General features: G+C 39.5%; 16 protein-coding genes and 2 pseudogenes. 3 read left to right on the top strand and 15 right to left on the bottom strand.

Features of this window, described 5'->3' with window-relative positions:
- Positions 1–59 precede the first annotated feature (59 nt).
- The 8 genes from V7K89_RS25350 to V7K89_RS25315 all read right to left on the bottom strand — a co-directional run bounded on the left by V7K89_RS25350 (position 60) and on the right by V7K89_RS25315 (position 12,286).
- Positions 60–3,500 carry a hybrid sensor histidine kinase/response regulator gene (locus V7K89_RS25350; RefSeq protein WP_335192074.1) on the bottom strand — a complete coding sequence of 1,147 codons (3,441 nt, stop codon included), beginning with the start codon at positions 3,498–3,500 and terminating at the stop codon, positions 60–62.
- Between the two features lie 158 nt (positions 3,501–3,658).
- Positions 3,659–3,886, bottom strand: coding sequence for a four helix bundle protein (locus V7K89_RS25345; RefSeq protein WP_335192072.1), 228 nt, complete (start codon positions 3,884–3,886; stop codon positions 3,659–3,661).
- 129 nt (positions 3,887–4,015) lie between these two features.
- Positions 4,016–7,324, bottom strand: coding sequence for a GAF domain-containing protein (locus V7K89_RS25340; protein WP_335192070.1), 3,309 nt, complete (start codon positions 7,322–7,324; stop codon positions 4,016–4,018).
- 126 nt (positions 7,325–7,450) lie between these two features.
- The gene (locus V7K89_RS25335) at positions 7,451–7,930 is read right to left on the bottom strand and encodes a chemotaxis protein CheW (RefSeq protein ID WP_335192084.1); all 480 of its coding nucleotides are present in this window, start codon (positions 7,928–7,930) and stop codon (positions 7,451–7,453) included.
- Positions 7,931–8,048: 118 nt separating this feature from the next.
- Positions 8,049–8,411 carry a response regulator transcription factor gene (locus V7K89_RS25330; protein ID WP_335192068.1) on the bottom strand — a complete coding sequence of 121 codons (363 nt, stop codon included), beginning with the start codon at positions 8,409–8,411 and terminating at the stop codon, positions 8,049–8,051.
- A gap of 496 nt (positions 8,412–8,907) precedes the next feature.
- Positions 8,908–10,107 (bottom strand): response regulator, encoded by a 1,200-nt coding sequence (locus V7K89_RS25325; protein WP_335192066.1) that lies wholly within the window; start codon positions 10,105–10,107, stop codon positions 8,908–8,910.
- Positions 10,108–10,730: 623 nt separating this feature from the next.
- Positions 10,731–11,657, bottom strand: a complete 927-nt coding sequence (gene murQ / locus V7K89_RS25320; protein WP_335192082.1) for an N-acetylmuramic acid 6-phosphate etherase — start codon at positions 11,655–11,657, stop codon at positions 10,731–10,733.
- Positions 11,658–11,839: 182 nt separating this feature from the next.
- A complete protein-coding gene (locus V7K89_RS25315; protein ID WP_335192064.1) occupies positions 11,840–12,286 on the bottom strand; it encodes a DUF3110 domain-containing protein in 447 nt (148 codons plus the stop codon).
- A gap of 259 nt (positions 12,287–12,545) precedes the next feature.
- On the opposite strand from V7K89_RS25315, the gene V7K89_RS25310 reads away from it, so the two are divergent.
- The gene (locus V7K89_RS25310) at positions 12,546–18,437 is read left to right on the top strand and encodes a translocation/assembly module TamB domain-containing protein (protein ID WP_335192062.1); all 5,892 of its coding nucleotides are present in this window, start codon (positions 12,546–12,548) and stop codon (positions 18,435–18,437) included.
- Between the two features lie 137 nt (positions 18,438–18,574).
- Here the strand turns inward: V7K89_RS25310 and V7K89_RS25305 are convergent.
- The 3 genes and pseudogenes from V7K89_RS25305 to V7K89_RS25295 all read right to left on the bottom strand — a co-directional run.
- A pseudogene (locus V7K89_RS25305) lies at positions 18,575–18,953 on the bottom strand (IS5 family transposase); the annotation flags it as partial.
- Between the two features lie 88 nt (positions 18,954–19,041).
- Complete coding sequence (locus V7K89_RS25300) at positions 19,042–19,149, bottom strand: DUF2887 domain-containing protein (protein WP_335192080.1); 108 nt, start codon at positions 19,147–19,149, stop codon at positions 19,042–19,044.
- A gap of 200 nt (positions 19,150–19,349) precedes the next feature.
- Complete coding sequence (locus V7K89_RS25295) at positions 19,350–20,276, bottom strand: carbohydrate ABC transporter permease (protein ID WP_335192060.1); 927 nt, start codon at positions 20,274–20,276, stop codon at positions 19,350–19,352.
- A 171-nt stretch (positions 20,277–20,447) separates the two neighbouring features.
- On the opposite strand from V7K89_RS25295, the gene V7K89_RS25290 reads away from it, so the two are divergent.
- The gene (locus V7K89_RS25290) at positions 20,448–21,110 is read left to right on the top strand and encodes a GIY-YIG nuclease family protein (protein WP_335192058.1); all 663 of its coding nucleotides are present in this window, start codon (positions 20,448–20,450) and stop codon (positions 21,108–21,110) included.
- Between the two features lie 181 nt (positions 21,111–21,291).
- A complete protein-coding gene (locus V7K89_RS25285; RefSeq protein ID WP_335192056.1) occupies positions 21,292–22,650 on the top strand; it encodes an FAD-binding oxidoreductase in 1,359 nt (452 codons plus the stop codon).
- On the opposite strand, the pseudogene V7K89_RS25280 reads toward V7K89_RS25285, so the two are convergent.
- The 4 genes and pseudogenes from V7K89_RS25280 to V7K89_RS25265 all read right to left on the bottom strand — a co-directional run.
- A pseudogene (locus V7K89_RS25280) lies at positions 22,647–22,802 on the bottom strand (ISKra4 family transposase); the annotation flags it as partial. The gene V7K89_RS25285 and the pseudogene V7K89_RS25280 sit on opposite strands and share 4 nt — an antisense overlap.
- Positions 22,803–23,088: 286 nt before the next feature.
- A complete protein-coding gene (locus tag V7K89_RS25275; protein WP_094351065.1) occupies positions 23,089–23,241 on the bottom strand; it encodes a lmo0937 family membrane protein in 153 nt (50 codons plus the stop codon).
- Positions 23,242–23,559: 318 nt separating this feature from the next.
- Entirely contained in the window at positions 23,560–24,018 is a 459-nt protein-coding gene (locus V7K89_RS25270; protein ID WP_335192054.1) for a cupin domain-containing protein, read from the bottom strand.
- Positions 24,019–24,118: 100 nt separating this feature from the next.
- Positions 24,119–26,515 (bottom strand): glycoside hydrolase family 15 protein, encoded by a 2,397-nt coding sequence (locus V7K89_RS25265; protein WP_335192052.1) that lies wholly within the window; start codon positions 26,513–26,515, stop codon positions 24,119–24,121.
- Between the last annotated feature and the right edge of the window lie 44 nt (positions 26,516–26,559).

The raw sequence follows: 26,559 nt of genomic DNA, 5'->3' as shown, positions 1-26,559 counted from the left end.
ATTTCTAGCTGATATATCCCTGACATTGTTCATCCTTCATCTGGTTTATTCTTATTCTCTCATCTGTAGTCCAATTTTAGAGAATTGGTATTACTCAACAACTCAAAACCATTCATTCGTGGCATCTCTAAATCGGAGACAACAACTTTAATTTCAGGATGTAACTGCAATTTTTCTAGAGCTTCTACACCATTTTGAGCTTGTATTACTTGATAACCAGATTTTTCTAGAGTTAGAGAGAGAGTTTGCCGGAGACTAATTGCATCATCTACTACTAAAACAACTTTTGGTGATTTATTATCTGGCTCTTGAAAATAACTGGATTGAGTTTCTATAGCTGTTGGGTAAGTCGATGCTGCAAGTAATGGTGCAGATGAAAAAGTATGTCCTGCTACTGGTAAGACATTTTTATTTGACGAAGAAGCTACTGGTAGCGTCTTAATATCAAATGTTGTTTGTTGGATTTCGCTAGATTTTACCAGCAACAAAGCATCAATTACTAAGATGAGATTACCATTGGCTAAACTACTACAACCATAAATGTATTTTGGCGGTGCGATCGCATTTCCTAAAGGTCTGATTACCAGTTCTTGTTCGCCAATTATTTGGTCAACTTCTAAAGCAACCTTTCTCTGATTTCGCTGTAGCAAAAGCACCGGATTTTTCGCTATGCTTGGGTCGTGAGTATTTGATGTGTTGTATGGAGTAGTACTGTTAAACAATGAATCATTATAATTAATCAATTTTGAAAGTTGATGAAGGCTAACCATAGTCTGATCATTGTCTATATTCAAATACAAGACTTTTTTACCTTCAATTTCTTTAATCTGTTGTTCAGAGGGAATCAATACTTTTTCGATACTGTCCAACATCAGACCATAAACAACACCTTTAGCTTGAACTAGCATTAACTTTTCTGTAGTCATAGAAAAAGGAACTTTGAGTATAAATATTGTTCCTTGATTGGGCAAGGATTGAACTGAAATAGAGCCGTTGAGTGCGTGCATCTGAGTACGCACAATATCTAAACCCATACCGCGCCCAGAAATTTCACTTATTTTATTTGCAGTAGAAAATCCAGGCAAAAATATCAAATCTAAAAGTTCAGGCTCAGGCAGATTAAAAGTATAGCTTCTAGTTTCTTCTTCAGTTTGTATGGCATAAAGTTCAGCAGCTTTTCTGCGAATTATATCTAAATTCAATCCCTGACCATCATCTCGAACTTCGATAACAGTTTGGCTACCCTGATGATAAGCGCAGATTTCGATTAAACCTTGTTCTGGTTTACCAAGCTCTCGGCGAACTTGCGGAGCTTCAATACCGTGGTCAAAAGCATTACGCACTAAGTGTAACAAGGGATCGTAGAGCTTTTGGGCGATCGCTTTATCTACCAGTACTTCACTACCAGTAAGTTTCAATTCTACAAGTTTGGCATGAACATTCCCCAACTTATTTACCATGTGGGGAAAACGATTCAGGATATTACCCAAAGGCGACATTTGTACTTCGACTAAGCTATCTATAATATTAAGAGTTAAATTCTCTTGTTTATCACTAATTTGAGTAGCTTGTGTCAGAAGTAAGTCAAGAGATTCTGTGGTTTCTTGTAGTTGCAGTGTCTCTTCTACTGCTTCATGCAATGTCATGTGAAATTCTGTATATACATCCATTTCTAGAGAGTCAAAATCCACTGCAAAACTTTGCGTTTGTTCTGAGGTAATATTTTGTATTTGTAATGGTAAATCGCGTAACTCATTTAAAGTTATTTGGTGTCTAGTGAGTTGCTGTATTAGTTGCTCAATTATTTCTTTGACTTGTTCATCTTGTAAACTGCACCGTTTTTGGTAAATCAGCAATTCTCCTGCTAGATAATTGAGGTGTTGTAGTTTTTCTGTATCTACCCGAATAAATGAAGGTTGGCGAAAGTTTTTAGTTTGAACATACTGTGATTTATCTTCTATTTTTTTGTTGATTTGTATAGCTATATCAGGTATAACTTCAATAACTGTTTCCGGAACATCTACAACTACCTGCTCGCTGACACTTAATGAATCAAGCTGTTCTGAATAATCATCAGTCTGGGTTGTTACAACTTCAACAGCAAGGTTTTGCCTAGCTTCTTCTCCCCATATTGCTTCTAGCAAGTTATCAGTTGATTGAGAAGATACAATCTCTTTAATCACTAATAGTGTTTGTAACTTGGGACTATCAAGCCAATTTTTCTCTTCACTAGTAACAGGAGGATAACCTTTATATTCTTTTGCTAATTTGTAAATTTGGTTTTGTAATATTTTAATTACTGAAAGGTAGCTATCAGATGCTTTCAGAGAATATTGAAATTTTGCAACTGCAAATAGGATGATCGAGATAATTCCACGTCGATAAATACAAAGACTTTCACTATCTTCTTCATCTTGAACAAAATTGAGAAAGTCTTGCAGCCAGGTTTCGATATAATTAAGCAGACTTTTTATTTCTAATCTAGGAACTAGTAAAGTCAAACTGAGTTTTGCCTCTGGTATTTGCATCTGGTAATTAAACCAGCCAAAAATGTAGCGAATCACTTTTAAATAAAACTTGGCAGTTACTGGCTTTACCGATTCGTTTTTATTGTTATCAGATGTAGTAAGAAACTGATAAAATTGTTCTTCATTGATGATAATTGTGCTAGCAGATGAATTATTTGGCAATTCTTCTGATAATTCCTTTTTTGCTACTATTGTAAGTTTTCGTAAGCCAGAAGAAGGTTCTCCACCAGATATGCGATCGCCTGCTAATACCAATTTTTTTGCTTGCTGTAAATCTCCCAGGGCAATTTCTGCGATTTGCTGCACTTGACTAGGATTTGCTTGCAACGCTGAGAGAATAGTTTGAGAAATATCTCCCAATCCAGGTAAATTTAGAGATTCTGCTAATCCAAAAAATACTTCAGCTTGAGAGTGTAAAAACTCGATAAATTCGTCACTATTTGGTGGATTGTTAACAATGTCAGCAATAGTGTTTAAACGTTGTTCTACTCCTACTTCAAAAACGGACTGTACAATATCAAAACCTAATTCTTCAGAAGTGGGAATATAAGATTCAGCACCAAATGCATCACCAAGTTTTTCTTGCAACTGTGCAAATACTGAAGTCGTTCGATGAAGCAATTCTTCATCATTAACAGTACTGCTTATTAATTCAGTATTTAATGCTATGCTTAAACACTCATAAGCTTGTAATAAAAGTGTTTGTAGTTCTGCATCAACTACTACTTTTGGGTTGTATAAAGCCTTAAATACATCTTCTAAAAAATGGGCTATTATCTTAATTAATTCTAGCCCAACGTTAGCTGCACCACCTTTAAGTGTATGAGTAGCTCGCATTAACTTGTGAACTTTGGCAATGTTATAATCTTCTGATAAACTAAATAGTTCTTGTTCAATAATTTGGATTAGTTCTGGAGCTTCAGCTAGAAAATAGATGTATCCTTGTTCACGAATTTCGTTATCTGTAATCATAATTAGGGAGTTGGAAGTTAGGAGTTAGGAGTTGATCGACCAATTGATTTTTCAGTTATCTTGACTATTGAACTCAAAATCCGAATGATTTTGTCTGCATAGATTAGTTCATTAGTTAAATCAATATTTACTAGTTTGGACTGTTGTAGTAGACGTAACTAATATTTAGTTTTCCTAGCTTCTTTGTATGCAATATACATTTTTGCCAAGAAATCTTTTCTAATCTGACCACCGCTAGCCTCTTTAACATTTACGCCAATACTTGTCCTACTTTGTAGTAATTGCTTCAAAAGCATATATACCTGTTGTTTTTGCAGTTTAATATATAGGTGAATAATTTCTAAAGCAAATTTCAAACTCTTTTGTTGAATAACACTCTCTAGCAATTACTCTTCTCCTCTCTTTAACTAAAAAGTTATAATTAGTTAAGGTTAAAGCCTTTTACATTTGCCAATAAAATAGTGCTTTATATAATTAATGCTTTAACCTAATAGCTCCTAACTCCTAACTATTTTTCATTTCACTTTAAACTTACTAGCAGTTGTTAATAGCTCTTGCGCCATTCCTGATAAATTTTGGAACACAATCGCAATTTCTTGAGATTCAGCAAAAGTTTTATCAGCAATCTCTGCAACATCTTGCATTGATTTAGTTACAGTTACAGATTGCGCCATTTGTTTTTGAGTCGCTGCGGTAATTCGCTCAATTAACTGACTAATTTCAGCAGTCGCAGAAACGATCGCATTTAAGTTTTGGCGAGTATCACTGACAAGATTTGTACCTTCTACTACCTGATGAATACCAGTTTCCATTGCTACTGCAACTTCTCCGGTTTCTGCTTGAATCTCCTGAACTAATTTTTCAATTTCGATGGTTGCTGCTGCTGACTGGCGAGATAAAGAACGGACTTCATCGGCTACAACTGCAAAGCCTTTGCCATATTCACCGGCACGAGTAGCTTCAATGGCTGCATTCAAAGCGAGTACGTTTGTCTGTGTGGCAAAATTACCAATCAGATTCACCACTTTGGAGATTTTTTGCGAGGATTCGCTGAGGCGTTTAATCTTTTTGCTGGTTTGAGCAACGGTTTCACGAATTCCTTGGATTGCTTTTACAGTCAGGTTCATGGCAGTATCGCCAGACTCTACAGTTTGATTAGCTTTTTGTACTGCTAGTTGTACTAACTCAGCATTCGTCACCACAGCTTGAGTAGAGTCCACCATCTGTTGAATGTCATCTAAGGCTGCGGTAATCTCCTCAGACTGTTGTTGTGCTAGATTGGTCAGTCCCGCTAAGGAAGCCTCGCTATTGCTAGAAGTTTGAGCAACTTGTTGAGCAGCCTCTTGTACGTGAATAACGATTTGCCGCAGCGCTTGCAGGGTATTATTATAGGCATCTGCGATCGTGCCTAGCTCGTCTTCTGTAATTGGTGCGCGTACTGTTAAGTCGCCGTTAAAAGCTGGTTTAAGAGCTTTTAAGAGTTGAATGGATCGTTGTTGCAGCAACTCCTTAGCTGTCTTTTCCCGTGTTGCTGCTTCTGCTAATTTTGCTGACTGCGCTTGTACTTGTTGCAAATATTCGGTGTGTTGTAATGCCAGTCCTAACTGGCTGCCAATGCGTGCTAACAAAGTGACTTCCGATTCTTCCCAATTACGAGTTTCCGAATTTTGATAAGCTGCCAGCAATCCCCACAATTGTTCCCCAGCAAATACAGGAACAATTACATAAGCTTTGGCTTCAAATTGCTCTAAAACTTCAATGTGACAAGGAGAATGACCTACTTGATAGATATCATTTACAACAAAATTTTCCCCTTGGGCATATCGACCTCCTTGAGTTTCTTGTAAGTGGGTATCTTCCCAGACAGTTTTGATATCAGGGCCTACCAGTTTTACCCAAAGATGACCTGCTGACTCTGCTATAAATTCCCCACTCCAGTTAGGATTGAACCGATACACAGCGACGCGATCGGATCGCAGTAATTGTCTTACTTCTTGAGTAGTTGTTTTGAAGATTTCTTCTACATCCAAAGATTGCCGGATGCGGTTACTGATCTTGGTGACAGCTTTCTCTTGTTCCGCTATTTGAGCTAGTTTCTCAGATTTAACTCGCACTAATTCTAAATAGTCTATCTGTGATTTAGCTAGACTAAATTGCAAGCTAGTCTGAACCAAAAAATTCACTTCCCAGCTTTGCCATTCACGGAAGCTAGAATTTTGATAAGCTGCCAGCAAGCCCCACAATTTATCCCCGAAAAATATCGGAACAATTATGTAAGCTTTGGCTTCAAACTGCTCTAAAATCTCAATATGACAGGGAGCAAGCCCTACTTCATATATATTATTAACGGTAAAGTTTTCACCCTTGATATACCTACCTCCCTTAGTTTCTTGCAAGTAAGTATCGTCTAAAACGGTTTTAATATTAGGGCCTACCAGCTTTGTCCAACCAGTACCCACAGACTCAGCCACAAATTCGCCACCCCAATCAGGGTTAAAACGATAGACAGCGACGCGATCGCATTGTAGTGATTGACGCACTTCTTGAGTGGTTGTTTTGAAAACGCTTTCTACATCTAAAGATTGTCTGATGCGGTTGACTATCTTAGTGAAAACTTTTTCTTGTTCAACTATTTTAGCTAGTTGATCAGATTTTTTCTGCACTTGTTCTAGATATTCACCTTGTGAGATAGTCACACCAAATTGCAGTCCAATTTGAGTCACAAAAGTTTCTTCCCAAGGTTGCCAATCACGAGGTCCAGAATTTTGGTAAGCTGCCAACAAACCCCATAATTTTTTTCCAGCAAATATGGGTGCAATGATGTAAGCCTTCATTTCATACTGCTCTAAAATGTCAATGTGACATTGAGTATGACCCATTTGATAAATGTCATTGACCACAAAGCTTTCACCCTTGGCATAACGTCCTCCTTGAGTGTCTTGTAAGTGGCTATCTTCCCAGACCATGTAAAAATCAGGGCCTACCATTTTTATCCAGCCACTACCCACTGACTCAGCGACAAACTCGCCACTCCAGTCGGGTTTGAAGCGATAGACACCAACGCGATCGCATTTTAATAATTGGCGTACTTCTTGAGTGGTTGTTTGAAAAAGCTTATCGACATTTGATACCTGCAGAGTTTTATCAATGACTTTAGCTACCGATTTTTTTGCTAGGATCCGCTGTTGCTGTTCTTTTTGGAATTCAAAGCTCTGCAACTTGTAAGTCAATTCTGTTGTAATTTGAGATAGTAGGTTAATTTCTCTTTCTTGCCACTGCCGCGTTGAGTAGCAATTATTTACTGCTATTAAGCCCCACACTTTACCTTCTACTACAATTGGTAAACTCAAACTAGCTTTAATTTGAAATTTATCTAGCAGCTGCTTTTGATAAGGGGTAAGTTGAATCTGATTGATATCGTCAATAACTACAGCTTCTACATAATCTTGATTGGTATATAAGCCAAAAATAATTCCGGGAATATTTTCGCCTAAAGTTGGAGTCCAACCTAGTGTTCTCGATTCTGCTAAAACATGACCTGATTCTCGCGAATTAAACTGATAAATTAAGGCGCGATCGCAGCCAACTTTTTCTCTAATTTGTGCTACAGTAATTTTGAATAGTGTATCAATATCTGGGGCTTGGCGCATGTGAGTTGCGATGTCTTTCAACTGTCGCCGCCAAGTTTTAAATTCTTGAGCGATCGCATTTAATAAAGATATTTCATTATTAGCAATATTTGCAATATGAGCGTTACCATTCTGATTTTCTAATTCAGAGATTAGGTGTTCGTTATCATGGCTATTGTTATACAAAAATGTCATTTGATTAACCTCAAAAATTGCGATGGATAAAAACTTGATATGTGGCAGGCAAGAATTATCTGGTATTTACTTGTTAAGAATTAGGACTTTTCAAAAAAATATACCTAATCACATTTTAATAAATATTCAATTATTAATCCTCCATGCTGGAGCTTGAATAATAGTTGTGGCATCCAAATTAAAAATTATCTCCTCTGAATCCTTAATAAAATATCCTTGTAAAAAAGGTGATATTTTTGGATAAAATAATTCTGCAGTTGCGGGTTTCATTTCTTTAGTATCTAGCCATTCGATATCGATAAGTTGTCGCACCAATAGTCCTAAATGCTTACCTTTGTCTTCCAAAACAATTGCCATCATTCTTGAAAATAAATTTGGCCCTTGCGAAATTGGAGGATAACCCAACATTGCCTCTAAATCAACTAACCAAAGCATCTCACCACGCCAGTTATAAATACCCAAAATGCTACTTGGCATCTGAGGAACGCCACATATTTCTGGTAATGATACTTGCAAAACTTCTGTGATGTGTTGTAAAGAAATGACAGCTGTATCACTTGCTCCTAAATTGAAACTTAAAAACTTTTCCTGGGTTTCTAAAGCTATTGATCCTTTGTATTGGATTATTTATCTTTAGCCACTATTTGCAATTATTATTTATTCTGGCAAAGATTCTATCTAAGAAATAGTGACTTATAATATTTGTTGATTTATGAAATTTTTATTAATTAAGCAATCGCTTTAAAACTATCACTAGTTCGTCTCGCTCAATCGGTTTTGATAGATAACCATCAGCGCCTAACATATTCCCCCAAATTTTATCTACATCACTATTTTTTGTAGAGCAAAAAACCACAGGTATATTACTAGTGTTGGGATTATTTTTCAGTTCTCGGCAAATTTCAAAGCCACTTTTACCAGGTAAAATTACATCGAGAAATATTAAGTCTGGCTTATTTTTATCTATTTTGTCTTGAGCTTCTTCACTACTAGTGGCGCTAATCACAGAATAACCTGCCTGTTGCAAGTAACGGCTGATTATTTCCATATCTGTTAAGCCATCTTCAACAACTAAAACAGTATTCATGGCAATTACTCGTTAACTTTTTTTCAAAATGTAAACAAAATATACAAATCCTAAATGATTCTTCAAAAAAAATATGGAAGGGATTAGAGACTAGCCCTAACCCCTTTGCTCTAACCAATATTTCACAAATCAAATAGGACTACTATAAATACAAAAATTTGTATTTGTCTAATTTTGATTCAATCTTTATGTATCAACCTCAGAAAAAGTACGTAATAAATATAACTTAATATAATATTTTGGAATATAAAATAGTTTAATAACCTAATTTTAGATTTTAAATTTTGGATTAAAGATTCAAAATTTAAACATAACTAAAAAAAAGGATTTAAAGATGAAAAAACTTTTTAAATCTCAAATTAATTAAAAAGTTGTTAATTTTAAAAATGAAATGAATTTAAAATTATTTAACCTCAATAATTCAATTTTTACTGAGGTGAAAAAATCTCTAAAAATTGAGGAAGAATTCAAAATCAAAAATTGCCTTGAATTCTTCCTAATTACAAACCTCTAAATTAGATTTACTTTTGTCAGTGGATATGCTCAGTGTAGGTAAATATTTGCGTATTATACCCATTATCTTATCAGGCATTACAGGTTTAGTGAGAAAATCTGTAGAACCAACTACTTTGGCACGAACTCTATCTAAAAGACCATCACTGCCTGTTAATATAATTATTGGTGTGTTAGAAAAGGTAGATATTCGTCGTAACTGAGTACAAATTTCATAACCACTAGCAACTGGCATAATTAAATCCAAGAAAATCAGGTCTGGTTTATCCTGAATGAGGGTTGGTAGAGCTTGTACAGCATCTTGAATTTTGACAAATCTCAATCCATTGGAAGTGACAACATCCTCTAGCATTTTGCATACCAGAGGGCTATCATCGACGCAAGCGACTAGTGGAGCTATCCGCTTCTTGGCTTGTGTGGTGGTAGAGTTATTGTTGATTTCAGTAACTCCTAAAGGCAAGTCAGGTACTTCTATCAATTCGATGATTCCTTTAAGGATATAAGGAAGCAATGAACGGGTGAGTGGTAGTACACTCTGCTTTATTTTCATGGCTAAATCTCGCAGAGTAAATTTGCCATTGATTAAATTCACAAAGTTTTTGTAGACAGATGGACTTACCATCTGCTCAAGCTGTTCTGGTCGCCGTAAAACTGGTGCCAAGTCAGGAGAAAAATTTGCTAAACCAGCTTCTGACCAAATTTTCCACGAATCTTGCATGTGCTTTACAGACATTTCTGCACTCGTAAAGTTCATTGGAGTTTCTAAGATAACATCTTGACTGCGATTACAACTTAGAGAAGTAAAGTTTCCTTCCAAAGCTAGGTCAAACAATAGTTCTGCTATCGTATTTTCCGCAATAGATTGAATCTGTTCTCTCTGAATTTTCTGTTTTTTATAAAATACTTCTATCAGTTGATAGTCCCAGTAATCAATTGATAGGTCTTGCCTACGTAACTGCAACTTATCAATATCAATTTGGGGACAATTTTGAGCTATATGTCTACGCCAACGCCGAAAGGGATGAGTTCCTCCTGTTGCCCAAACTATCCGTCCTAGCCGATAGTAAAAAGTCCATTGGCTGCCTTTTGAACTCTTAATATTTAATTTGCCATTGTATTGCAACTGAGTACAACTTTTAAATTCATTTACTAAATTATTTGAAATAAGTTCTTGATCGGGCATAGTTTGTTCTTTTTATTAAAAAGTTAGCCATTAAAAACCGATGCTAGCATAGCACAACGTAAATTCAGCTACCATCTCAATTAACCAGACAAATTTTTTAAGTCACTTGTTAAAGTTAGGCAACACTTCTATCACAATTTTCTAGCTGTATAGCGATTGGCAGATATGTTAATAAGTGCAAATACATTTGGTATATAGCAGTTTAAATCAAGATTATTAAAAGCAAGGCAGATGCTAAGATAGCAAAACTACTACTACTAGTAAATAATTTATCTAGTATAGAGTCTTTATTAACAGACTTTACTTTTCTGTTAATATTTTTGACTAAAGTAGGTTGCCATAGTCGACATCATAATATATGAAAATATCATTTTAGAAATTTTCATACTGAATCATATCCGTATAAGTTCTGAATTTTTGTTTAAAAAACATTAGCAGTCTCTAAAGAATCCTGTTTTAGTTATTCACATTGACAATATATATTACAAATATTTATTTAAATTTATTATTCTTAATTATGCTGTATTAGTCTCAGCTTTTTTAGGCAATATTAGTCTTAAAAAAAGGCGTGCTACTAAAACAAGTAGCAGCCAGATTATCAAGTATTTATTTAGAAAATTTCTTCAAGGTTGCTTGTGGTTTTGATAGCTGACAACAGCTGCCCTGAGATTACTTTGGTGTTCTGAAAGTAGCCGATCGCCTTCGTCTTTTTCTAAACCAGTCCAGTGCATTAATAGCGCCAGCTTAACCCATTTCCCACTACGTTCTAGTAAAAAACCAGCAGTTTCCCGACTTAAACCTGTAAGGTCTTGCAAAATTCGCAAAGCGCGATCGCGTAATTTTTGATTCGTTACTGCTACATCCACCATGCGATTGCCATAAACTTTGCCTAGCTTGACCATTACGCCACTAGAAAGGACATTTAAAGCTAATTTAGTGGCTGTACCAGCTTTCAGGCGAGTTGAACCAGCGATTATTTCTGGCCCTGTCAATAGGCGAATGTCAATATCGGCATCAAAGCTAACTTGTTCAGCAGGGACACAAGCGATAAAAATAGTTGTGGCTCCTCGCTGACGAGCAGCATGAAGCGCACCGTGGACATAAGGCGTTGTCCCACCAGCGGTAATACCAACTACGACATCTAATTGAGTAATGTGTCGCCCAGCGATCGCAGCCTCACCATCTTCGATGCTGTCTTCCAAATCTTCAGAACTGCGTACTAGTGCGCCAGCACCACCAGCAATAATTCCCTGTACCAACTCTGGGGGTGTACAAAAAGTAGGTGGACACTCCGCAGCATCTAACACGCCTAAACGACCACTTGTCCCTGCACCGATATAAAATAGGCGTCCTCCGTGGCGCAAACGCTCTGCGGTGCGCTCAATTGCCTCTGCTAACTGAATTTTCGCCGCTGCAACTGCTGCAACAGCCTTTTGATCTTCATCATTAAACAACTCCACTAATTCCAGAGAACTGAGCTGGTCTAAGTTCAGACTGTTAGGATTTACCAGCTCAGTTAAAAGATGCCCGCGTTCTTGCAAATTTGTCATTTGTCCTTTGTCCGTTGTCATTTGTCCTCTCTTACAAAGTTCTGAGCGAAGGAAACCTCCGCTCAACGCCAGTTCGCCCAAGTCGGGAAACCCTTCCTGTGCGACTGGCTCGACTTTGCGCTTTGTCATTTGTCAGTTAGCGACCAGTGACCAATGACCAATGATCAATGACTAATGACTACTTACAACAATCCTTCCAATTTGCGACGAATCTTTTCTAGTTCAGAATCAGATAATTCTGGTTCTTCTAGTGGCTGTTGATTGAAAGGGAAAGTGTCTTCAACAGTATCCTCCTTCTGGGCATTTTCTTGCCAGTCAGTTTTTTCGACGTTAAGTTCTGGGGGAGTTACAACTAAATTGCTGTTTTCTGGAATGATTTCCCATTCATACCCAGCACTTTCGCAAAATTCCTTGATTTCTTCAGCATCGATCGGCTCCGGTGTGGGTGCGGGGAAATCCTGAGCTTCTAACATCAGGGCAAAGCGCGTGGCATCGTCTTCTGACTCGAACATCAGAATTTTATTGCGTTGCTTGCCGCCGTAGGCATCGCCTTCCCGAATCGTGTGAATCCCCTCATTTTCCGTTCGAGCATTAAAAATTAACACAAAAACACGCATTGGTGTAATCATCTGTCCTTTTTAAGGTTTATTCATATTAAAGTTCGAGATTGTGCCTCAAGGAAAGTCACAAGAATAATTTTCACTCTATTCAGATTTTCCTGAAAACGCCAATATTATTAAGCATAAATATTGGATCGAGCAAATACCGGAACTCAACCAATGGGTCTTGGATTTAGTTGACGTATCCTGGAAATGGCATACTGAATCAATGTGCCAGTTAATGCTTGTGTGTGCCAGCGATATCCGGCAATTAATACAGTGAAAGCAAATGACAAAATATCCCGATCGAGATCCTTACTACCTTTCCCCTAATCGCAAGCGTATGTGGTTGCTGGTGTTGAGTCGGGGTAGCATTGCTTTGAGTGGACTTTTACTGTTAGGAGTGATTGTCGGTATTTGGCGGTTGTGGACTTTTGTTCAAACAGAGCTAACACCATTAGCACAAAAAAGTCTCACTACTACACTCAACCGTCCGGTAGACCTGGGAAAAGTTAAACAATTTTCGTTGACGGGAGTGCAGTTTGGGGCTTCAGCTATCCCAGCCACACCCACAGATCCAGACCGAGCCACAGTCGAATCTGTAGAGGTGGGTTTTGATCTATTGCAACTAATATTTAACCACCATTTAAAGCTAGATGTTACCTTAGTCAACCCAGATATTTATATTGAACAAGATGACCAAGGACGCTGGGTTTCCACTACTATAGCGTCGCCAGGTGAAGGGGCCGCCATTAAAACTGATTTGGACAACCTGCGGTTTCGCAATGCCAAGCTGGCATTGATGCCGCAGAAGAGAGCAGGGGGAGGAATATCTTCTTCATCTTCCGCGTCTCTTTTATCTCCTGTGGGATTTTCTCAACTCAACGGATCTGCTCAACTTTTAGCAAACAATCAGTTGATACGGTTTGAAGTCGGGGGTCAAGCAGACAGTGGTGGCAATATTTCCATTCAGGGAGAGACACGTTCTAGGGTGCTAGCAGGGAACTTCCAAGTGCAAGCACAAGATTTCCTGGCTGAGAATATTACTCGCTTGATTAAGTTACCAGTGAACTTACAAGCGGGTCGAGCCAATGGCAACTTGTTAGTTCGGTTGACACCAGGACAGCAGACTTTATTGTTTGGTAACGCTACTGTGCAAGGGGTAACGCTGCAAATACCCAAAGTCCCGCAACTGTTGAGCAATAGCCAAGGAAACCTTCACTTCCAAGGAACGGAGTTGCAGTTAAATAATGTTACTAGCAACTACGGCAAAATTCCTTTAGTAGCTACGGGAATCGTCGATACGAAAGCAGGCTTGAAGTTGGCAGCACGTGTAAATGCGGTGAGTTTAGCGAATGCCCAAGAGACTCTCAAGGTAAAATTACCTGTACCGATCGCTGGACAAGTAAAAGCAGATTTGCAAATTACTGGATCGACAAAAGAGCCAATTCTTTCCGGCTCAGTTGCCACGATCCAAACTGCCCGAATTGATAAAGTTGATTTTAATAGTATCAGTAGTAAGTTTGAGCTTGTTACTAGTTCCTCTTTAATTACCCTAAAAGATATTCAAGGGTTCGCCAAAGTCGGTGGTGATATCACGGGTGCTGGTACAATTCAACTCGGTAAAAACCCGCAACTAGATTTAAATTTTGCTGCCAAGAGTGTTTCAGGAGATGCGATCGCCAAAGTCTATGATATAACACCCGATTTTCAAATCGGCAATGTCTCAGGTACCGCTCAACTAACTGGCGCTCCTACCAATGTCCAAACGGTCGTACAGTTTCAAGCTCCTAACGGAACTTACCCCGGTACAGGCGAAGTTGCAATCGCTCCAAATCGCACTGTCTCTTTCCGTAATGTGGCTTTGAATATAAGTGGTGGTACTGTCAGGGCAACTGGTAGTTATGCCAATCAGCGTTGGCAAGCTGTGGCTGTTGCCTCTGGGGTAAAATTGGAACCCTTTGTAGACAAAAGTCAACTGCAAAATGTCTCTTTAACTGAGGCACAGTTCAATGGTCGTCTGATTCTCTCAGGCAGCACAGCACCATTTAAAATTGCCACAATTCGCAGTGATGGTGCAGGAGTTCAAATTGGTGGCGGCACAGTTGCAGTTTCTAATATCCAATTGCAAGACCAAAGCTTCTCGGCTCAACTTGTAGCTAATAATGTACGGTTGGGACAAATATTAAAACAGTCTCCTCCAGCTTTAAATAATCCATTGGGGGGTACGTTGCAAATTGCAGGTAACAATAATTTCAGCTTGAAAACCTTCCGTGGTAGTGGTGAGGGTCGCCTGGCTATTGGCGATGGTACGGTTACAGCTTCTAATATTCAAGTGGCTAATGGTGTTTATCAAGCACAAGTTCAGGCTAAGAATGTGCCTGTGCAGCAATTGGCAACAGTACCAAAGCAGTTTCAGGGAGCATTAACTGGTCAATTCAATGTAGCGGGTTCTGTTGAATCCTTCCAACCGCAAACTATTCAAGCCAACGGTCAAGCGCAGGTAAATGTTGCGGGTGGAACTATTGCAGCCTCTAATATTCAAGTGGGTAATGGTGTATATCAGGCGCAAGTTCAGGCAACTAATGTACCTGTACGCCAGTTGGCAGCAGTACCACCACAGTTTGCAGGGAAGTTAACTGGTCAATTCAATGTAGCGGGTTCTGTTGAATCCTTCCAACCGCAAACTATTCAAGCCAACGGTCAGGCGCGGGTAAATGTTGCGGGTGGAACTATTACAGCCTCTAATATCCAAGTGGGTAATGGTGTATATCAGGCGCAAGTTCAGGCAACTAATTTACCTTTACAGCAGTTAGCAGCAGTACCACCGCAGTTTAGAGGGACGTTAACTGGTCAAGCAAACGTGGCAGGTTCTGTAGAGTCCTTCCAACCACAAACGATCCAAGCCACTGGTCAGGGACGGCTAGATGTTGCAGATGGAAATATTACAGCCTCTAATATCCAAGTAGCTAATGGTCGCTATCAAGCTGTAGTTGATGCCGCTGGTGTGGAATTAAATCGGTTAAATCAGCAATTGCGGGGACAGTTTGGCGGTCAGTTGCAATTAGCTGGCACGCTAGGATCGTCCAAATTAGCTGATGTGCGTGCTGCTGGACAGGTGCAATTATCCCAAGGTATTCCTGGTCTTGAGCGACCTCTGATAGCTGCGATCGCTTGGAGTGGTCAAAGGCTGACTATTGAGCGAGCAACTGCTCCCGGTTTAAGTGTCACTGGTAACATATTAGCTAATGCAACCAAAGCAGGTATACCGGAAATTACTGCCCTAAATCTCAACGTCCAGGCGCAGAATTACAACTTAAAACAGTTACCGATTAATCTTCCTAATCAGGTTGCTGTGGCGGGAAGAGTAGATTTTAATGGACAAATCACAGGTAAACTGCCCTTACCAAATGTAGTAGGACAAATCAACTTACGAGACTTAGTTGTTCAAGATATTGCTTTTGAGCCATTATTAGCTGGAAACATCGATTCCGCACAGGGACGCGGTTTGAGTTTGAACTTAGCAGGAAATAGCGATCGCTTATCCTTCAATTTAGATGCCAATAATCGCCCGAAATCTTTCTTAGTCAAATGGCAGCAAGCATCAGCTACGGGTAACGTTCAAGGAAATGATTGGGCGCTGAAAGTTGCTAATTTCCCCTTACAAATATTGAATTTGACTCCGCCACCAATTACTCGACTGGGTGCTGCTAAGATAGCTGGGTTGTTAACTGGAGATTTGCTGTTTAATCAGCAGACATTGGCAGCAACGGGGAATTTAGCGATCGCCAATCCCCAAATTGGCCGGATTCAAGGCGATCGTTTAGCCGCTCAATTTCGCTACAGTGACGGTAAAGCCACACTCGCAAGTAGCGAATTTGTTAAGGGGAAAAGTCGCTATGCCCTTGTCGGTACTTTTGCTCAAAGCGTCAAAGGCCCCCAACTACAAGGTAAACTGAACGTCAACCAAGGTGAAATCCAAGATGTTCTAACTGTAGCACAGGTATTTGATTTACAAAATTTGCCGGGTGGTTCAGCAGAAATCTACGGCACAGCAGCGGATCTGACAACTAACCCCCAAGGAACGCCAAATGAACCCTTATTCACCCAAATCCAACGGTTTTCTGAAATTGAAGCTTTGGTGGCAGAACAGGAAGAACAGCGACTTAATTCAACTCCCATACCGGATTTAGCAGACTTGAAGGGGACTTTCAATGGGGAAGTGGCTGTAAATACAGCTACAGCCAATGGATTATCAGTGGATTTTAATTTGAATGGACAAAACTTTGCTTGGGGTAAGAAGGAAGAACGAAATCGTTTTTATACTGCCGATCAAGTGATTGCCGAAGGTAACTTTGAAAACGGTGTTTTGAGTTTGCGACCATTACGAATTCAGTCTCAAAACAGGCTAATTGCCTTTACAGGTAACGTTGGCGGTGATGAACAATCTGGTCAGCTGCGGGTGAATAATTTTCCAGTAAAACTATTGAATAATGTTGTCAAACTACCAGTTGGAATCACGGGTAATCTTAACGCTACAGCAGCTTTAGCAGGTAGTATTGCTAATCCCCAAGCAAGAGGAGAATTGCAAATCACAGAAGGAATACTAAATCAGAACAAAATAGAGTCAGCAATAGCAAGTTTCAGCTATGCCAATGGACGCTTAAACTTTGGTAGTACTGTAGCAGTTGCTGGGCCAAAACCCATTGATATTACTGGTAGCATACCTTATAAATTGCCTTTTGCCTCGGTTGCACCAGACAGCGATCAAATCAGTTTGGATATGAAGTTGGAAAATGAGGGATTAGCACTGTTAAACGCATTGACTAATCAAGTAGTATTTGAAAAAGGTGAAGGAGAAGTAGACCTCAAGGTGCGGGGAACATTACAAAAACCCCAAGTAGATGGAATTGCTACTATTAATAATGCTACTTTTTCAGCCCAAGCTTTGCCACGTAAGCTGAGAGGTGTCAGAGGTAGAGTACTATTTAATTTTGACAATATCTTAGTAGAAAATCTTCAAGGTAGATTCAGCCGTGGGACGGTAGAAGCTGCTGGAGAAATTCCCATTTTCAACAATGAGAACGTAACTATTAAAAATCCCCTGACTGTTAATCTTGAGCAGCTAGCGTTAAATATTAAAGGACTTTACCAGGGAGGCGCTAGTGGCAATTTGCAGATTACTGGTTCTGCTCTTAACCCCATAATTGGCGGTAGAGTAAATTTATTTGATGGTAAAGTATTGTTGGCAGAATCTCCCAACGCAACGACATCTGAAAATGGTAGTATTGGCGTATCACCGGCAAAAGCCAATAAGCAGAGCAAATCTAAAATTGGAAATGGGACGGGAAATACTAACGCTAGATTTAATAATTTAGATTTGGAACTAGGTAAAAACGTCCAAATTACGCGTGACCCTATTCTCAATTTCCGCGCCACTGGTAATCTCATAGTTAACGGCTCAATCAATCAGCCTATACCCGATGGTACTATCCAGTTAGAAAAAGGCGGAGTAAATTTATTTACTACCCAATTTAACCTTACTCGTGGCTATAAACATACAGCAACTTTTAGCCCTTCTCAACCCCGCGACCCCAACTTAGATATTCGGCTATTTGCCAAAGTACTGGATGTAACTCAAAATAATGACTTCAGCCGAGTGAATTCCACAGGTTTATCAGCGTTAGAGAGTGTTCGAGTCGAAGCCACTATCAACGGTCTAGCTAGCAAATTGAATGAAAATTTAGAATTAACAAGTAGTCCATCACGTAGTCAAACCGAAATTGTTGCTCTTTTAGGAGGTGGATTTGTAGACACGCAAGGACGTGCAGACAGTACTTTAGGTCTGATTAACATCGCAGGTTCGGCTGTGTTTAACAATTTCCAGTCAGCTTTTAATCAGATTGGCAGTACCTTTGGCTTAAGCGAACTGCGAATATTTCCTACTGTTATTTCTGAGAATCCCGAAGCTGGAAGAAGCAGTTCATCTTTAGAATTAGCAGCGGAAGCTGGGGTTGACATTTCTTCCAAAATATCCGTTTCTAGTATCAAAATTTTGACAACAAATGATCCTTTCCAATGGGGTATTAATTATCGGATAAACAATGAATATCGTGTGCGTGCTTCTACTAACTTAACTGATGACAGTCGTGCAGTAGTGGAATATCAAACACGGTTTTAAAAAAATATCTTAAATTACGAATTACTTTTTGTTCCTTCTTTTCCTTGCTTATCAATAGCTTGTTGTACCTATTTAGCATCCAATTCTAATGCTTCAGCAATTTGCTTTATACTTCAACCCAACTTAAGTACTGGCTCCTTTTTTTCCGTTGTCTTTACTGATTGAGAATCAGCGAGCGCAACGGTAGAATCTTCATCTTGCCCTAAATCTTGTCGTAGTTGATGGCGCGCGCACTTGGTCGTGAATCTGCTGCCAAATACCTTTACGTTGCCATTTTTGAAAGTAGCCATACACCGTTGTATAAGCAGGAAGATCATGAGGCAGCATTTCCCACTGACACCCAGTACGTTGCACGTAGAAAATCCCATTCAGAATTTCTCGTAAATCTACTTCTACCGGATGCCCAAATCCCTTGGGTGTGGGTAAAAGAGGCTTAAGAATTAACCATTCGGCATCGCTTAAATCACTTGGATAAGGTTTGCGCTCTTGGTTCTCAATTACGGGTAGACAGCTCATCGACAACAACACAAGTGTTATTGATTTAGCCTATAACCTAAGTCAAACGAGGCTCTGTTCTCTTTAGATTTTCTTTACGAATCAGCTCTTAGTAGACGGGGTGCTGAAACTGTACCTCAACAAAATAGATTGTGTCTTTTGGAAATTCAGGTTTGGGTAAGAATAAGCCATCGATACGACGTGCTAGTTCTTTGATTTATACTGAGGTAAATTGGTAGTGTAACGCTAAGGCTTACGACTGTTCCAAAAGTTCAAATAACACACCTGGAAGAGTTTGGAATAAAGTGTAAAAAATCGTGTCTGTTTTCATGCACTCTCGATATTTAAATATTTTCAGATTATCAGAGCTGAGAAAAGATAATTTTTCTAAATTTAATATATTTAATTAAGGCAATATTAAATTGTGATATCATTACCTTGCTGATTAATAGCTAATCGCAAAATTGACAAGCCTAAAATTATTAAAAATAGTACTAATCCAATCGTGCAAGCATAGCTAATTTCCAAATTATTGAAGGCTTGCTCATATAAATAATAAACAATTGTTTTCGAGCTACTGAGTGGTCCTCCTTGAGTCATAATGTAGACTTCTTCAAATACTTTGGTCGCAGAAATAGCCGAAATTACCGCCACTAATGCTAGATATGGTTTCATTAAAGGTATGGTAATATCCCAATGTTTGCTGATACCATCAGAGCCATCAATTGCTGCGGCTTCATATATATCAGCGGGAATTGATTGCAACCCCGCTAAATAAATCACCATGTAGTAGCCTAATCCTTTCCACACAGTGACAGCCATGACGCTGGCAAGAGAAATTGGTACAATGCCAAGAATTTTTACTGGGCTAGTTAGCCAGGGAATACCTTCTGGAAAAAGACCTAAAGCTTTAAATAACTGATTAAGTAATCCATTTTCTGCATACAGCCATTTCCAAGCTATTCCCGCAACCACCATTGAAATTACCACAGGAGTGTAGTACGCTGCTCTAAACCAATTCATTCCCCGCAGTTTCTGATTTACTAAAATTGCCAGTACTAAGGGAGCAATTACTAAAATTGGTACTACACCTACAAGATATAAAAAAGTGTTTTCCAAGGTTTTCCAAAAAACTGCATCCTTCCAAAGCTTAAGAAAGTTGGCGAAACCTATCCATTGTGGCGGCTGGGCAATGTCTTCATAGTTAGTAAAGCTGAGGTAAAACGCTTGCAGTGCAGGCCAAAAGACAGTTAAGCCTAAAAGAACTAAGGCGGGTAGTAAAAATAAATAAGGAGTAAGCCGCTGTTTGATGAACATCCAATTTTTAGGTATCAATTGATTCATAAGAAGTTTAATAGTTATTTTTGCTTTTTCAGAACAAAGATTTGGAGATGTGAGTAGATTTAAGCTTCAATATTTTAAGGGCATATATTTGCTTGCGTAAATATTGGTGTAGCCTCTTGTAAAAAAGCTCATCATAGACATCGCTAATTAATAACTCGGAGATCAACTGCAATGGAAACTCAGCACAATCCGCCAATTGAACATCAAAATGTCCCCATAAACCACCGTGGACTGCATGAATTTTTGTATAGTTCTGACAACGAACATGCTGCCATTGAGGTGAGTATAACTCCTGAACTGGTAAACAATGGTACTGAAATTATTGACCTTGAAGCTTGGAATGTGGCTGCTCAGAGCGCTAAAATTGCAGGAGTTTACGCAGTATTAGATGCAGAACAGCGTACACAGTACATTGGCTATTCTCGGAATGTGTTGCTTTCTCTAAACAGCCATCTTCGCCAAAATGGTGAGCAAAAGTGTGCTTTTGTACGCGTGCAAGCATTCAAGTTTCCCAAACGTCAAGAAATGGAAGATTTACGAGATGCGTGGATAGCAGAACTCGAAAGTACGCCACCTGGTAATGCTTCCGAAAACGGAATGTGGGCTAGTACAGTAGGCGAAGCGACTAAAGCGGTAATGTCAGAAGTCCAACTTCAAGCTTACGAAGAGAAAAAGCTAAAACTGCGGAAAGCAATGGCTGATACAACCCTTTCTAAAGAGTCAGAAATAATAGATGCAAGTGAAGCCGAACGGCAGCGTCAACTTGAAGCTGCTGTGAAAAACGATGACTGGAGTGTAATTATCAATGCACAGACACAGGAAACTAAGTATTGATTTTTGTCAGCTTGAGTGCTTTATCTGACTTTATATTAAGTAAGTGGCATGAAAGTGCTGTGAAACATGAGAGTTAAGATTTTAAAACGCAGAGGGGCGCACAGGGAAGCGCAAAGGTTCGTAGAAAAGTTAATTCTCTGTGTTCCTTTGCGTTTCTCTGCGTTAAAAAAAGGAATAAGTTATGACGACAAAATTAGATGCCCTAATTAATTCTCTAGAAGGTATAGAAACTATTACCGACTCTACCCAAGTCGCAAAATTATCCCAGGATTATCACACTTTTAGCCCCGTATTAGTGTCGAAACTAGAGGGAAAAGTTGGGGATATCGTAGTGCGTCCTGCTAATGAAGCAGAGGTTTTAAAAGTTGCAGCCGCCTGTGCAAAACATCGTATACCTGTAACTGTGCGAGGTGCGGGAACTGGGAATTATGGGCAATGTGTGCCGTTGCACGGTGGTGTAATTTTAGATATGACGCGGTTGCAAGAGATTCTTTGGGTAAAACCGGGAGTAGCGCGGGTAGAAGCTGGGGTGAAGTTGGCGGCTTTAGATAAAAAAACACAAGAAATCGGCTGGGAAATCCGCATGGCACCCTCTACGTACCGCACAGCCACAATTGGCGGATTTATTGCTGGGGGAAGTGGGGGCATTGGCTCGATCCAATATGGGTTATTAGCTGATCGCGGTAATATCTTAGCACTGCGAGTGATAACTGTAGAAGAAGAACCCTGGGCGATCGAATTACGCGGCGATGATGTCCAAAAGGTGAATCATACTTGGGGAATTAATGGGATTATCACTGAAGTCGAAATTCCTTTAGGGCCAGCATATCCTTGGGCAGAAGTCATTGTCACCTTTGACGACTTTATGACAGCAGCAAAGTTTGGTCAGGCAATTGGCAATGCTGATGGCATGATTAAAAAGTTGATTTCTGTCTTTGCATCCCAAATTTCCCAGTACTTTCACGCCCTACAAGAGTATATTCCTGAAGAAACTCACTCAGTATTTTTGATCATTTCCGAGCCTAGTTTGGAATTTTTACCAGCTTTGGTGCAGCAATACGGCGGACAAATTACATATAAAAAACCAGCCGAGGAAGCAGACAAAGGTACACATTTAGCAGAATTTAGCTGGAACCACACAACCTTACTTGCCCGGAGTGTAGATACCGCAATTACCTACTTACAAAGTATGTTTCCTCACCATCGCAGTTTGCAACTAGTAGAGCAGATGTATGATTATTTCGGCGATGAGGTAATGATGCATTTAGAATTTTTTCGGGTGAATGGTGTCGTAGTTCCTGGTGCATTACAACTTGTGCGCTACACCACAGAAGAACGCCTTAATGAAATTATCTGCTATCACGAAGAACAAGGTGTGAGTATTGCCAATCCTCATACGTATATTATTGAAGACAGCGGCAGAAAAGTTATTGCTCCTGAGCAGTTAAAATTTAAAGAAATAGTCGATCCTTATGGGTTGATGAACCCAGGTAAAAGCAAGGTTATTCAAGGGAGCATCCCATTTTTGCAAAAACATTAGATAGCAAGTTGACCATTGAGGTAGGCACAGCGAAGTTGTAGTATGGAGGGCACATTGGTAGGATTCCACTGAGCACCAGAAAGTTTCAACCTCAGACCGATTTGTTTAATAGCAGACTCCACAGATCCACAACCAATAGAGCAAATCTGTTTTGCCTAACGGGACTTAAACATTTTTTAGCAATAAATAAGCCTCAAACCCTTGCAGGGTTAGGGAAATACACCAAATGCCTGAAAACGCCTGAAACCCAGATATATCAACAAACCAAGCAAAATGAGGTCAAAACCCTTTGGAATATACGTTTGAGGTCATTTTATCGGTGTTTTTTGCCTAAGTCCCACTAATAGTAACCATAATTGATAATCCGACTTCGATGCTTGTTCAAATATGCACAAAAATTCTTTGCTTGTTTTTTGCGCTTATCAACAAACAAAGCATTCACACATCACGCGCTTTGAAAAAATTATAGATAGCAAGGCCAATGGCTATAAGCAACACTGCGTGAATTAGATTTCCGGCAATATGAAGTGTTAGTCCTAATGCCCAAAAGGCAACCAGTATAACAACAATACCCCAAAGTATACTAAACATATATTTGTTCTGAATCAAATCAGTTTTAATTTGTTCAAATATTTTACTCCCTATCTTTACTTTTATTCTATTTGCCCTAATAAATATTACTTTACCCCATCACTTAAAGTGACTTGGTATGCTTAATCTTTCGTTACTATTTAATTAGATAAAGGTAGTATCTCTAAATTCTTCCTCCCCTGCTTCCCCTGCTCACCAAAGCGATGGATATTTTTTTAGTTGGAAGTCCCTAACTGCTCCCATGATTACGTAATATCCATGAGTAAAATTTTCGGTCTACTGATACTAAAATAAATGTTAGTAGTTTTAAGCAAAGCCTTACCTCAAGCGACAGGATTGCTCTATAGTCGGAGTTTCCTCAAGTTGCACCATTATCATAACAGCAGGTGCATCGCCTACTGTTCCAGATAAGTGACCTTTATGACCTTGCACGTCTGCTTTTGTATTCTGATCTTCTCCAAATGAAATTTCGCCAGGACCCATCTCGACTCGCTGTCCATCTATAGTTTCCACAAACCAGCGTCCCGACAATGGAATTAGCCACTGAGGCTTCGGGTTCTCATGCCAGTTGCCAACCCATCCTACAGGTAGCACAGTAAAGGTGATTGTAGCACCGGGCTGTTTCAACTTAGAAAGCCACTGCGGTGAAGTATCTGGGGCTATACCTTTTTCAATGAAGTCTTCAATTTGACAACGGGATTGGTGACTTATACCGTCGCGATCTGTCCAGACGTGCCAGTAGTCAATTATTGGTTTATTTGATGAGTTGTTCTGCATAAAAATGGCTCTTTTTTCTTGTGTGAGTAAGGACTTTAATCCTTGTTTTCTAAGCACTAAAATGCTTACTACAAACTATGAAAACTTGCAATAATTACTACTAATCAACTGCAACTGTATAATTGCGTTCTTCCCATTTACTGCTTTCAATCCAGAAAAAGGTAAAGCTGATTGGCTGTTGCTGGTTATCAGAAACAGAAATATCTACAAAATTCACTCCTAACTTTGTGGAAGTGGAAAGCGTATCTTGTGTGGTTTGCCAATTATTATCTGACCAGTGCAATTGAAAAGATACTAAAGCATCAATTCGCAATGTCTGACCTTTTTTTACTTGGCTGATTTGTCGGTTAAACTTCCAAATTTCCAATGATTTACACTGCTTTCTTTCGCCTAAATAGCGATTTGCCACCTCTGGAATAAAATCAAACACCTGTCCGTCATCAGTTGACCGTAGCAGCTTGATATACTCTGCGTGTGCCCACATTAAAGGCATCGCTGAACCTGTTGGTTTTCCTAAAAACATATAGATATCAGGTATATCTGCCTCATCCCAAACCTGTTCTGGTAGCAAACAAGTATCTGAAGCAAATCCTTCCATCGCCTTAATATATGTTTTGACATTCCCGCCAGCAGCTAGTTCATAATGTCCTCGTTCTCCTGCCAACAGAGGCCAAGCACGTCCTTTACCTGAACCGACATAAGGACTTCCGTCTTTTTGCTGACCGTAGCCGTCGTGGTTGTAACGATGCCAACAAGGTCCAACGGGTGTATCTACTTTTAAAACTGCATCAATTACTTTGACAGAATCAACAATAATCGGGTCATCTGGTTTACGAATTCCATAGCGTACTAATTGGAGAAATCCGCCATCGACAATTTCCTTGGCTGGAAATTCTGCTGGTTCACCAGCTGGTTGACTGGTGATGAAAACAGTTCCTTGGTTAGGATTGTCGTCGGCTTGAGGATTATTAATATCTGAGGGAGTAATTCGGATATAATGCCGTTTGATCCCAGGAACTAAAGTTCCTTCAGTAGTTACTGTCCAAGCTTCGATGTGAGATTCTAAAAAATCTGCGTATTCTTCTATAAACTTTGCTGTTGCTTCATCTCCATGTTGACAAACAAATTGAGCAGCACAGATTAAGGCGGCAATATTGGATGCTAGTGTTGATGGTGAATAACCACTGTTTTCTTCCCAGCGTTCTTGTTGAGTAACCGGGCCGTTACGAATTAAATAACCCGCTGCCCGCAGAACCATCGGATAAATATCGAATTTTAAACAAGTCTTCTGTTGGTGCAATAGCCATGCTAAAAGAATCGGAAATGCCACCTCATCTAGTTGGATACCTTTCCAGTAAGGTTCACCATCAACCCAGAAATTTTGGGCAAAACCGCCATCTTCCTGCTGACTAGTGGCGAGATAAATTAACGATCGCACTGCTGTTTCTGTTTGACCAGCAGCCACTAAACCTGATGCACTACTTACCATATCCCGCGTCCAGACAAGGTGATATCCTCCTTCGTCTTGGTCGTTTTTGGCTTCACCCCAAGGGATGGCAAGGGATGCAATCAACGCACCTGGATAAAGTTTGTCTTCATGTGCTAATAACAAACTAATGCTGTTGTGATACAACTTTCCATCGTTATATGAAACATCTTCTAGCGGTCGGATATTACGGCGCGATCGCTCCCACTGTTGGTTGTATTGCTGCTTCTGCTGTTCAAAAGGAATATCGAGCGATTGAAATAGTGTAGAAATTGCATTGTGCTGGTTTGTACCAAATGCCAGCCCTAAAGTAAACTCTTTAGTGCAATCTAGATTTAGTTTTCCAGTTAGAGCAAGGTTGCCATCTACAGCACGATCAAATTCCCAATCCATCTGGAAGTTATCAGCTAAATCTGTCCAGCCATCACTTTTACCGACGTAACCACAGGAAAGGCGGGTAAAGGGAACTGTTGCACCCAGCGCCAGCCATGTTCCTTGTTTCTCGGCTATCAGAATTCGATGCCCAGCAACTTCTACAGCGTAACCATTATTACCCATACCTCCAACTTCTAGATGCGGCGCACAAAAAGCATATAAATGAAGTTGGGAGATAAAATCACCCTCTCCTGTTAATTTTGTATGCTGTAAAATACAGGATAAATGCGGGTCGGCAATCACTTCTTTGATTACAGCATAACGTCCTTGGGGATCAGAATTAGTGATACGGTATCCTAAACCATGAGTCCACATCGGTTCCACTTTGGATTCGAGATGGCGTTTCTCTTCGTGGAAAAAGCTTTTATCATCAGAAATTAGATACTGCAAATCCCGAATTTGAGGTCTATCTACTGTGGGATAGTAGACTTCAGTAACAACACCATTCCAGATAGTAAACCAAACGCGACTAGAGGTAGAGTAAGCTGTTCCGACTCCATCTTTATTCGCTTGAGTCCATCGAGGTTCAATACCTGGCGAGCCAAAAGCTTCTGCTTGACCAATAATTTTTACCATATTTTCTTGTGTAGATAAGTTTTGAATATTTTTGGAAAATTTTG

Origin of the sequence: Nostoc sp. (genome assembly GCF_036917515.1) — a bacterium.
Lineage (GTDB): Bacteria > Cyanobacteriota > Cyanobacteriia > Cyanobacteriales > Nostocaceae > Nostoc.
This window is presented reverse-complemented; position numbering and strand designations above follow the sequence as displayed.